The 12,153-nt window shown below is 77.7% G+C and carries 2 protein-coding genes; one reads left to right on the forward strand and one right to left on the reverse strand.

The features are described 5' to 3' along the window. A partial coding sequence (locus IE271_RS34245; RefSeq protein ID WP_229919754.1) for a helix-turn-helix transcriptional regulator occupies window positions 1-959 on the forward strand: 959 nt, incomplete at its 5' end. A gap of 528 nt (window positions 960-1,487) precedes the next feature. Here IE271_RS34245 and IE271_RS34250 read toward each other — a convergent pair. Continuing rightward, window positions 1,488-12,050, reverse strand: a complete 10,563-nt coding sequence (locus IE271_RS34250) for a type I polyketide synthase (protein ID WP_190194379.1) — start codon at window positions 12,048-12,050, stop codon at window positions 1,488-1,490. Between the last annotated feature and the right edge of the window lie 103 nt (window positions 12,051-12,153).

Below are 12,153 nucleotides of genomic sequence, written 5' to 3' on the forward strand. Positions count from 1 at the left end.
TCCAGGGCGACATGAAGACCGCGGCGCAGGGCGCGCTCACGGCGCTCGGCATGCTGCACGCGCAGAGCTGGGGCGTCCTCATCGGGCTCCCGCTGTCGACGGCCATCTCCGCCCACACCGCCCTGCGTGCCTTCGGCGAGTCCGAGGAACTGCTCAAGCGCGACGTGCCCGAACCGATGTTCCGCACCGTGTTCGGCATCCAGTACCTGCGCGCCCGCGGCCACCACTACCTCGACACGGACCGGCCGTTCGCCGCGCTCAACGACTTCGAGACGTGCAGCCGTCTGATGCGCGAGGGCAACCCCAACCTCCAGATGGGCATCCCCTGGCGGTCCGACCTGGCCCTGGCCAACCTGCGCATCGGCAAGGCCCGCACGGCCCGGGAGTGGGCCGAGGAGCAGCTGCGGCTGCCCGGCGGGCACAGCTCCCGCGCCCAGGCCATGGCCCTGCACCTGCTGGCCACGACCAGCAAGCCGCATCGCCGGGCCTCCCTGCTGCGCGAGGCGATCGACCTGCTCAAGACGTCCGGCGACCGCTACTCCCTCGCCCATGCCTACGCCGACCTGTCGGCCGCCCACTACGAACTCGGCGAGTACGCCCGCGCCCGCCTGGTGGCCCGGCAGGCCGCCCGGGAGGCGGCGGCCTGCCGCGTCGAGTCGCCGGTCGACGCCCATCTGCTGGAGGACCCCGCCCGGTCCGAGGTCTCCGCCTCCGAGGACGCTCCCGCCCTGCTGAGCGACGCGGAGTGCCGGGTCGCCGGGCTCGCCGCGCTCGGCTACACCAACCGGGAGATCAGCGGCCGGCTCCACGTCACCATCAGCACGGTCGAGCAGCACCTCACCCGTGTCTACCGCAAGCTGAACGTGGCCAGCCGCTCGGAGCTGCCGTCGAAGATGCTGGAACACCGCATACCCAAGCTGTCCGACCGCTGGTCCGGCACCCACTCGTCCGCGGGCTGAACCCCCGGACCCCCCGAACGCACGGAGCGCGGCCCCGCCGGACACCCGCCGGCGGGGCCGCGCTCCGTCGTGCCGTCCGCGGTCCCCCGCCGGCCGTGCCCGGACGCGAGGGGCCGCGGCCGTGCCGTCGGTGGGGGCGGCGGGGCCGGGAGCGTGCGCCGAGCGGGGCCGCCGGGCGCACGGCACCGGTCCCGCAGAAGGCCCGGAGCGTACGGGTGGGGCAGGGCCCGCGGAGGGCTCCGGCGCCCGCGGACCGGCGCGGACCGGCCAGGGGTCCCGGGAACTCACGAAGGGGCGGACCGGCCGAGGGCCCGGGAACGTACGAAGGGGCGGACCGGCCAGGGGTCCGGGGACGTACGACGGGACGGGGCGGCCGAGGGCCCGGGGACGTACGAAGGGGCGGACCGGCCAGGGGCCCGGGGACGTACGACGGGACGGGGCGGTACGCGCCGGAGCGCGGGAGGGTGCGGGGCACGCGGGAGGGCCCGGGGCGGGTGCCCCGGGCCCTCCGGTCCACCGGACCGTGTCTCAGTTCAGGGTGCCGAGTTCGTCGTCGAGGATGCCGAACAGCTCGTCGGCCGTTGCCGATTCGAGCCCCGTCCCGCCGGACCGGCCGGCCTCGGGCTCGCGCCACTCCCCCGACCCGTCCCAGCGGGCGCTGAGGGTGCGCAGCCGGAGCGCGACCCGGGCGCGCTGCTCCTCGTCGAGCGCGGCCGCCTCCAGGGCGGCGCCCAGCAGCGCCTCCAGCCGCACCACCTCGGCCTCCACGTCGACCCGCTCCTCGGCGGTGTCCCCGCCCAGCTCCTCGAAGAGGTGCGCGGCGAGCGCGTCGGACGTCGGGTGGTCGAAGGTGAGGGTGGAGGACAGCCGCAGTCCGGTCTCGGCGCCGAGCCGGTTGCGCAGTTCGAGCGCGGCGAGGGAGTCCACGCCCAGATCGCCCAGGGACCGCTCGGGGTCCACGGCGTCGCCCGAACCGTGTCCGAGGACCTCCGCGACGTGCCGGCACACCGTCTCCACCAGCAGCCGCCTGCCCTCGGCGGCGCCGAGTCCGGCCAGCCGCGCGGCCAGCGGCTCGGCGGGTGCCGCCGCGGCGCCGGCCGCGTGGGCGGTGCGGCGCGCCGGCGCCGGCGCCGGGGCCGGGGCCAGGCCCCGCACCAGGGCCGGGGCGTCCTCGGTGACCTGGACCCGGACCGGCAGCAGCAGGGCGCTGCCGTCGGCCAGGGACCGGTCGAAGAGGGCCAGCGCCCGCTCGGCGGGCAGCCGCAGGATCCCGTCGCGGGCCAGCCGGCGCATCCCGGTCTCGTCGAGTCCGGCCGCCATGCCCTCGCCGGTGTCCCACAGCCCCCAGCCCAGCGAGAGGGCGGGCAGCCCCTCGGCGCGCCGCAGGACGGCGAGGGCGTCGAGGAAGGCGTTGCCCGCGGCGTAGTTGGCCTGTCCCGCCGCCCCCAGGGTGCCGGCGGCGGAGGAGAAGAGCACGAAGGCGGCCAGGTCCAGGTCGCGGGTGAGTTCGTGCAGGTGCCAGGCGGCGTCCGCCTTGGGCCGCAGCACCGCCTCCGTCCGCTGCGGGGTGAGGTCGGTGAGCAGTCCGTCGTCCAGGACGCCCGCGGCGTGCACCACCGCCGTCAGCGGGTGCTCGGCGGGCACGGACGCCAGCAGGTCCGCGAGCGCGGCGCGGTCGGCGGCGTCGCAGGCGGCGACGGTCACGGTCGCCCCGAGGGCGGTCAGCCCCTCGAGCGCCTCCGGCTGCGGACTCCGGCCGCTGCGGCTCGTCAGCAGCAGGTGGCGTACGCCGTACCGGGTGACCAGGTGCCGGGCCAGCAGGCGGCCCAGGCTGCCGGTGCCGCCGGTGACGAGGACGGTGCCCTGCGGGTCCAGGGCCGCCGCCGGGGCCGCCTCCTCCCCGGTTGCCGCGGCCAGCGCCGGGGTGTGCACCGTGCCCGCCCGCAGGGCGAGTTCGGGCGCGCCGCTCGCGACGGCCGCCGCGAGGACGGCGTCCGACGCCGGGTCGCCGTCGGTGTCGGCGAGCACGAACCGGCCGGGGTGCTCGACGGCGGCCGCCCGCACCATGCCCCAGACCACGGCCTGGGCCGGGTCGGGCACGTCGTCGGGGCCCACGGCGACGGCGGACCGGGTGAGGACCACCAGCGGCGCGCCGTCCGGTTCCCCGGCGAGGTGCTCCTGCAGCGCGGCGAGCGCGCGTACGGCGGTCTCGCGGGCCAGGTCCGGCAGGTCGGCGCCGGTGCCCGCGGTGACGGCGAGGGTGCGGGGTGCGGGCGCGGAGCCGTCGGCGGGCACGGCCAGCGGGGTCCACTCCAGCCGGAACAGGTCGCCGGGCCCGGACCCGGCCCCGGACCCGGCCCCGGCCCCGGCCCCGGCCGCGTTCAGCTGCTCGGCGGTCACCTGGCGGATGCGCAGGGACTCCGCCTCGGCGACCGGCGCGCCGGTGCCGTCGTACAGGCGCAGGGTCATGCGGTCGGTGCCGTGCGGGGTCAGGCGCAGGCGCAGCGCGGTGGCCCCGGCGGCGTGCAGGGTGACGCCCTCCCAGGAGAAGGGCAGGGTCATGACGGTGGGGTCCTGGCCGTCGAGCAGGTCGATGGCGTGCAGGGCGGAGTCCAGGAGCGCGGGGTGGAGGCCGAAGCCCTCGGCCGCGCCGGGGTCGGGCAGGACGAGTTCGGCGCAGACCTCCTCCCCGAGCCGCCACGCGCCGCGCAGGCAGCGGAACAGGGGGCCGTAGCCGTAGCCCTGCTCGGCGAGGTGGTCGTAGGTGCCGGTCACGTCGACGGCGACGGCGCCGGCCGGCGGCCAGGCCGTGACCGCTTCCGGTTCGGGGGCGCCCTGCGGGGCCAGGACGCCCGTGGCGTGCCGCGTCCAGCCGGCGTCCGTGCCCTCCGGGCGGGCGTGCACCGTCAGGCGCCGGCGTCCGTCGGCGTCGGGGGCCGCGGCGGCGACCTGGAGGTGGACGGCGCCCTGACCGGGCAGGACCAGGGGCCGTTCGAGGGTGAGCTCCTCCACGTGCGGGCAGTGCGTGCGGTCGCCCGCCTGGACGGCGAGTTCGACGAAGGCGCTGCCCGGGACGAGGACGACTCCGGCGACCGCGTGGTCCGCGAGCCACGGGTGGGTGGCCAGGGAGAGGCGGCCGGTCAGGGCGACCGTGTCGTCGGCGGCCAGGGCGAGGGCGGCGCCGAGCAGCGGGTGCCCGGCCGGGGCCTGGCCGAGGCCGCCCGCGTCGCCGGCCGCGCCGGGGGCGTCGTCCAGCCAGAGCCGCTGCCGCTGGAAGGCGTACGTCGGCAGGTCGGTGCGGCGGGCTCCGGTGCCCGCGAAGACCCGCTCCCAGTCGACGGCCGTACCGCGCACGTGGAGGGTGCCGAGGAGCGCGGCGAGCGTGCGCTCCTCGTCGCGGTCCCGGCGCAGCGCCGGGACGAACGCCGAGCGCCCGGGGTCGGCGACGGCCTGCGCGCCCATGGCGGTCAGGACCGCGTCGGGGCCGAGTTCGAGGAAGGTGCGCACGCCGTCGGCCTCCAGGGCGCGGACGGCGTCGCCGAAGCGGACCGCCTCGCGGGCGTGCCGGACCCAGTACTCGGGCGAGCACAGCTCGTCCTCGGTGGCGCGCTCCCCGGTGACGTCGGAGACGAGGGGGATCGCGGGCGGGGCGAACCGCAGCTCCCGGGCGACCTTCTCGAACTCGGCCAGCATCGGGTCCATCAGCGGCGAGTGGAAGGCGTGCGACACCTTCAGCCGCTTGGTGCGGCGTCCGGCGAAGGTCTCCGCCACGGCCGCCACGGCGGCCTCGGTGCCGGAGACCACGACGGCCCGGGGACCGTTGACGGCGGCGAGGGACACCTCGGCGCCCAGGTGCGGCAGCACCTCCTCCTCGGTGGCGTCGACGGCGAGCATCGCGCCGCCCTCCGGGAGTGCCTGCATGAGCCGGCCGCGCGCGGTGACCAGCCGGGCGGCGTCCGCCAGGTCCCAGACGCCGGCGACGTGGGCGGCCGCCAGCTCGCCGATGGAGTGGCCGGCCAGCCGGTCCGGGCGCACGCCCCAGGACTCCAGGAGCCGGTACAGGGCCACCTCCACGGCGAACAGGGCGCTCTGCGTGTACAGGGTGCGGTCCAGCAGACCGGCCGCGTCGGTGCCGGGCCCGGCCCACATGACCTCCTTCAGCGGGCGGTCCAGGTGGGCGTCGAGCGCCCGGCACGCCTCGTCCAGGGCCCGCCGGAACGCGGGGTGGGCGGCGTACAGCTCCCGGCCCATGCCGGGGCGCTGGGCGCCCTGGCCGGTGAAGAGGAAGGCGACCTTGCCGCCCGCGGGACGGCCGCGGACGACCGCGTCGGAGGCCGTGCCGGCGGCCAGCGCGTCGAGTCCGGCGAGGAGTTCGTCCCGGTCCCGGGCGACGACCGCGGCCCGGTGGGTGAGGGCGGCGCGGCTCGTGACCAGGGAGTACGCCAGGTCCGTCAGCGGGCGGTCCGCGACCTCCCGCAGCCGGGCGGCCTGGGCGGCCAGGGCCTCGGGGGTGGCGCCGGAGACCACGGCGGGGAGCAGCGGGGCCGCCGCCGGCGCGTCGTCCGGCACGGCGTCCGGCACGGGCTCCTCCGCGGGCGCCTCCTCGATGATCGTGTGGACGTTGGTGCCGCTGATGCCGAAGGAGGACACGCCCGCACGCCGCGGCCGGCCGGTGCGCGGCCACTCCTGATCCTCCGTCAGGAGCCGCACGTGTCCGGCGTCCCAGTCGACCTCGGTGGACGGCTCGTCCACGTGCAGCGTCCGCGGCAGGACGCCGTGGCGCATCGCCATCACCATCTTGATCACACCGGCGACGCCCGCGGCGGCCTGGGTGTGGCCCAGGTTGGACTTCACCGAGCCCAGCCACAGCGGCCGGTCCTCCTCGCGGTCCTGGCCGTACGTGGCCAGCAGTGCCTGCGCCTCGATCGGGTCGCCCAGCGTGGTCCCCGTGCCGTGCGCCTCGACCGCGTCCACCTCGCCGGCCGACAGGCCGCCGCTGGCCAGGGCCTGGCGGATGACCCGCTGCTGCGAGGGGCCGTTCGGCGCGGTCAGGCCGTTGGAGGCGCCGTCCTGGTTCACCGCCGAGCCGCGCACCACCGCCAGCACCGGGTGACCGAGACGCCGCGCGTCCGACAGCCGCTCCAGGACCAGCACGCCGGCGCCCTCCGACAGGGCCGTGCCGTCCGCCGCGTCGGCGAAGGACTTGGCGCGGCCGTCGGCGGCGAGGTTGCGCTGCCTGCTGAAGTCCACGAACGTGTCGACCGTCGACATCACCGACACACCGCCCGCGAGGGCCAGCGTGCACTCGCCCTGGCGCAGGGCCTGGGCGGCGAGGTGCAGCGCCACCAGCGACGAGGAGCACGCCGTGTCGACGGTGAGCGTCGGGCCCTCCAGGCCGAGGGCGTAGGCGACGCGGCCGGAGGCGACGCTGCCGAGGCTGCCGTTGCCGAGGTAGTCGCGCACCGCCTCGGGCACGTGGTGCAGCCGGCTGCCGTAGTCGTGGTACATGATCCCGGCGAAGACGCCGGTGCGGCTGCCGCGCACGGACTGCGGGTCGATGCCGGCGCGCTCCAGCGCCTCCCAGGACGTCTCCAGGAGCAGCCGCTGCTGGGGGTCCATGGCGAGGGCCTCGCGCGGGCCGATGCCGAAGAAGTCGGGGTCGAAGTCGGCGGCGTCGTACAGGAATCCGCCCGCCCGGGTGGAGCAGTGGCCGGCCTTGCCCGGCTCCGGGTCGTACAGGTTCTCCAGGTCCCAGCCGCGGTCGGCGGGGAAGGCGCCGATGCCGTCGCCGCCGTCGGCCAGCAGCCGCCACAGCTCCTCCGGCGTGGTGACGCCGCCGGGGAAGCGGCAGGACATGCCCACGATGGCGACCGGTTCGTCCGCTTCCCGGGCGACGGGCACGGGCTCCGCCGCGTCCGGCGCGTCCTCTCCGAGGAGCTCCGTCCTCAGGTACGCCACCAGGGCGCCCGCGTCCGGGTGGTCGAAGACGAGCGTGGCGGGCAGCCGCAGGCCCGCGGCGGCGCCCAGGCGGTTGCGCAGTTCGACGGCGGTCAGCGAGTCGAAGCCGGACTCGCGGAACGAGCGGCGCGGGTCGAGCACCATGTCGTCGCCGTGCCCGAGGACGGCGGCGACGTGGGTGCGGACCAGCTCCGTGAGGGCCGCGTCGCGCTCGGCGGGGCCGAGGGCGGCCAGCCGGTCGGCGAGCGGGGCGGAGTCCGTGCGGGCGGCCGCGGTGCGCCGGGCCGCCGCGGGCACCAGGGCGCGCAGGACGGAGGGGACCTCGCCGGCGCGGCGCAGGACGGCGAGGTCGAGGCCGATGGGGACCAGCAGCGGCGCGTCGGCGGCGAGGGCCGCGTCGAGCAGCCGCAGGCCCTCGCCGGTGGGGATCGGCCGGACGCCCGCCCGGGCCATGCGCTCCACGTCGGCGTCGGTGAGGTGGGCGGTCAGGCCGGTGCGCTGCTCCCAGAAGCCCCAGGCCAGGGAGTGCGCGGGCAGACCCCGGTGCCTGCGGTGGGCGGCGAGGGCGTCGAGGAAGGCGTTGGCGGCGGCGTACCCGGACTGCCCGGCGCCGTCGACGGTGCCGGCGGCGGAGGAGAACAGCACGAACGCGGCCAGGTCCAGGTCCCGCGTCAGCTCGTGCAGGTGCCAGGCCGCGTCCGCCTTGGGACGCAGGACGGCGTCCAGGCGCTCGGCGGTCTGGTCGGTGACCAGCCCGTCGTCCAGGACGCCGGCGAGGTGGACGACCGCGGTCAGGGGGTGCGCGGCGGGTATCCCGTCGAGGAGCCCGGCCAGCTGTCCGCGGTCGGCCGCGTCGCAGCGGGCCACGGTCACGTCGGCGTCGAGGTCGGCGAAGTCGTCGGCGGCGGTGCCGCTGCGCCCCGCCAGGACCAGGCGGCGCACGCCGTACTCGGTGACCAGGTGCCGCGCGACCAGGGCGCCGAGCACGCCGGTGCCGCCGGTGACCAGCACGGTGCCGTCGGGGTCGAGCGAGGGCGCCGGGCCCCGCGGGGCGGTGCGGGCCAGGCGGGGCACGTGCGCGGTGCCGCCGCGCAGGGCGAGCTGGGGTTCGCCGCTCGCCGCCGCGGCGGCCACGGCCGCCCCGGGGTCACCCGCTCCGGCGGCGCGGTCCACGAGGACCAGCCGCCCGGGGTGCTCCCCCTGCGCGGCCCGGACCAGGCCCCACACGGCGGCGCCCGCCAGGTCGGCGACGTCCTCCTCGCCGGCGGCCACGGCACCCTCGGTGAGCACCAGCAGCCGGGCGCCGTCGGTGCGTCCGTCGGCCAGCCACTCCTGTACGGCGGTCAGCACCCGCCCGGTCGTGCCGCGGGCGGCGCCCGCCGGGTCGGCGGGGTCGCCGGCGACCGGCAGCACCACCCACTCGGGCACCTCGTCCAGCGCGGCCGTGCCCCGCTCGTCCAGCACAGCGTACGCGGGGGCGGGGGCCTCCGGCACGGGCAGCGCCGGCCAGTCCAGGCGGTACAGGTCGTCGACGCGGGCGGCCGGGGCGAGCGCGGCGGGGTCGACGGGCCGGGACACCAGGGCCTCCACGGCGGCGACGGGAGCGCCGGTGGGGTCGGCCAGCTGCAGGGAGAGGGTGTCGCCGCCGTGCAGGCGGACGCGCAGGGCGGTGGCCCCGGCCGCGTACAGCGACACGCCGGTCCAGGCGAAGGGCAGCCGGGCGGTGCCCTCGCCGTCCCGGGCGCCCGCCCCGAGGCCGTCGGCGTGCAGGGCCGCGTCGAACAGGGCCGGGTGCAGGCCGAACGCGCCTGCCTCGCCGTCCAGTTCGACCTCGGCGAAGGTCTCGTCGCCGCGCCGCCAGACCGCGCGCAGGCCCTGGAAGGCGGGACCGTAGTCGTAGCCGAGGGCGGCCAGGTCCTCGTAGGCGCCGTCGACCGGTACGGGCTCGGCGCCGCGCGGCGGCCAGGCCGCGAGGTCGAAGCCGGGCTCGGTGGTCTGCGGGGCGAGCAGGCCGGAGGCGTGCAGGGTCCAGGCGGTGTCGTCCGCGTCCTCGGGCCGGGAGTGGACGGTCAGCGCGCGGTGGCCGCCGCCGCCGGGGGCGGCCAGGTGCAGCTGGATCTGGAGCGCGCCCCTCTCGGGCAGCACCAGCGGCGCCTGGAGGGTGAGTTCGGCGACGTGCCCGCAGCCCGTCTCGTGCCCGGCGCTCAGCGCGAGCTCCACCAGGGCGGTGCCGGGCAGCAGGACGGTGCCGGCGACGGCGTGGTCGGCCAGCCAGGGCGCGGTGGCCGTGGAGAGCCGACCGGTGAACAGCGTGCCGCCCTCGGCGACCTGGACGGCCGCGCCCAGCAGCGGGTGGCCGGCGGCCCGCAGCCCGGCGGCGGCGACGTCGCCGGCCGCCGCCGAGCGGCCCAGCCAGTACCGCTCGCGCTGGAAGGCGTAGGTGGGCAGGTCGGCGGCGCGTACCGGCAGGCCGTCGAAGACCGCCGACCAGTCGACCGGCACGCCGGCCGTGAACGCCTCGCCCAGCGAGGCCAGGACGCGGTCGGGGCCGCCGTCGTCGCGGCGCAGCGAGCCGAGCCCGGTGACGTCGCCGCCGGCGGCGTCGGCGGTCTCCTCGATGCTGTGCAGCAGCACCGGGTGCGGGCTGCACTCGACGAACACCCCGTACCCGGCCTCCAGCAGGGCGCGGGTGGTGGGCTCGAACAGCACGCCCTGCCGCAGGTTCGTGTACCAGTACGCGGCGTCGAGGCCGGTGGTGTCGAGCGGGGCGCCGGTGACGGTGGAGTAGAACGGCACCTCGGCCGGGCGGGCCTCGACGCCCGCCAGGTCGGCGAGGAGCCGCTCGCGGACCGACTCGACGTGCGCGCAGTGCGAGGCGTAGTCCACGGGGAGCCGCTTGGCCCGGCCGCCGTCGGCCACGATCTCCTCGCGCAGCGCGTCGAGGGCGTCGGCGTCGCCGGAGAGCACCACCGAGGAGGCGCCGTTGACCGCGGCCACCGAGACCCGGCCGCCGTAGGGAGCGACGAGTTCGCGCGCCCGGGCCTCGGGCAGCGCCACCGACATCATGCCGCCGCGCCCGGAGAGGTCCTCGGCGATGGCGCGGGCGCGCAGGGCCACGACGCGGGCGCCGTCGGCCAGGGAGAGCGCGCCGGCCACGCAGGCGGCGGCGATCTCGCCCTGGGAGTGGCCGACGACGGCGGCGGGCCGCACCCCGTGGGCGCGCCACACCGCGGCCAGCGACACCATGATCGCCCACAGCACGGGCTGGACGACCTCCACCCGCTCCAGCGGCTGCCGGGCCCGCACGGTCTCGATCAGGTCCCAGTCGGTGACCGGCGCGAGGGCCTCGGCGCAGTCGGCCATCGCGGCGGCGAACACCGGTGAGGCGTCGAGGAGGTCGGCGGCCATGCCGGCCCACTGGGAGCCCTGTCCGGGGAAGACGAACGCGATCCGGGACTCCCCCGCCGGCGTCCCGCGCACCACGCCGGGCGCGGTGCCGCCCTCGGCGAGGGCGGTCAGGCCGGCCGTGAGGGCGGGCAGGTCGGCGCCGACGACCACGGCGCGCTCGTCCAGCGCGGCCCGGGTGGTGGCCAGGGCGTGGGCGACGTCCGGTACGGGGTCGGACCCGGCGCTCAGGTGGTCCAGGACGCGGCGGGCCTGGGCGGCGAGGCCCTTCCCGCCCCGCCCGGAGAGCACCAGCGGCAGCGGCCCGCTCCAGACGGGCTCCTGCTCGCGCGGCTCGGGCTCGGGGGCGGCCTCGACGATGACGTGGGCGTTGGTGCCGCTGATGCCGAAGGAGGACACGGCGGCGCGGCGGGGCTCGTCGCCGGCCGGCCAGTCGCGGGCCTCGCCGAGCAGTTCGACGGCGCCGGCCTCCCAGTCCACCTGGGAGGTGGGCCGGTCGGCGTGCAGGGTCCTGGGCAGGCGGCCGTGGCGCATGGCCATCACCATCTTGATGACGCCCGCGACACCGGCGGCGGCCTGGGTGTGCCCGATGTTGGACTTCACGGAGCCCAGCCACAGGGGGTCCGCCCCGCCGCGGTCCTGGCCGTAGGTGGCCAGCAGCGCCTGCGCCTCGATGGGGTCGCCGAGCGGGGTGCCGGTGCCGTGCGCCTCGACGGCGTGCACCTGGCGGGGCTCCAGGCGGGCGTCGGCGAGCGCGGCGCGGATGACGCGCTGCTGGGAGGGGCCGTTCGGGGCGGTCAGGCCGTTGGAGGCGCCGTCCTGGTTGACGGCGGAGCCGCGGACCACGGCCAGCACGCGGTGCCCGTTGCGCCGGGCGTCGGAGAGCCGTTCCAGGAGCAGCAGCCCCGCGCCCTCGCCCCAGCCGGTGCCGTCCGCGCCCTCGGCGAAGGACTTGCAGCGGCCGTCCAGGGCGAGCCCGCGCTGGCGGGAGAAGTCGATGAAGGTGTCGGGCGTGGACATCACCGTCACGCCGCCCGCCAGGGCCAGGGAGCACTCGCCGGTGCGCAGCGCCTGCACCGCCAGGTGGAGGGCGACCAGCGAGGAGGAGCAGGCGGTGTCGACGGTGACCGCCGGGCCCTCCAGGCCGAGGGTGTAGGAGACCCGGCCGGAGGCGACGCTGCCGAGGTTGCCGTTGCCGAGGTAGCCCTCGACGCCCTCCGGCACGTCGGTGAGCCAGCTGCCGTAGTCGTGGTACATCACGCCCGCGTAGATGCCGGTGCGGCTGCCGCGCAGGGTGTGCGGGTCGATGCCGGCGCGCTCGAACGCCTCCCAGGCCGTCTCCAGGAGCAGCCGCTGCTGCGGGTCCATGGCGACGGCCTCGCGCGGGCTGATGCCGAAGAAGCCGGGGTCGAAGTCGGGGGCGTCGTACAGGAACCCGCCCTCGCGCACGTGCGTGCGGCCGGGGGCGTCGGGGTCGGGGTCGTAGATCGCCTCCACGTCCCAGTCGCGGTTGCCGGGGAAGTCGCCCACGGCGTCCACTCCGGCGTCGACCAGCTGCCACAGCTGCTCGGGCGTGCTGACGCCGCCGGGGTAGCGGCAGCTCATGGCGACGATCGCGACGGGCTCGTGCGCCGCCTCGGTGATCTCCGCGTTCTGCCGGCGCAGCCGCTCGTTCTCGAGCAATGACTCGCGCAGCGCCTCGACGATCTGCTCGACGGATGTGTCCACGGTCGGTGTCGCTCCCTGCTGGCTCGGCGGCGCTGGTGACGCGGTGGAGGATGCGCCGGAACGGGATGGCCCGGTGCCGGACGCGACGCGTCGTCCGGCACCG

The sequence above is a fragment of the Streptomyces minutiscleroticus genome, assembly GCF_014650875.1.
GTDB classification, from domain to species: domain Bacteria; phylum Actinomycetota; class Actinomycetes; order Streptomycetales; family Streptomycetaceae; genus Streptomyces; species Streptomyces minutiscleroticus.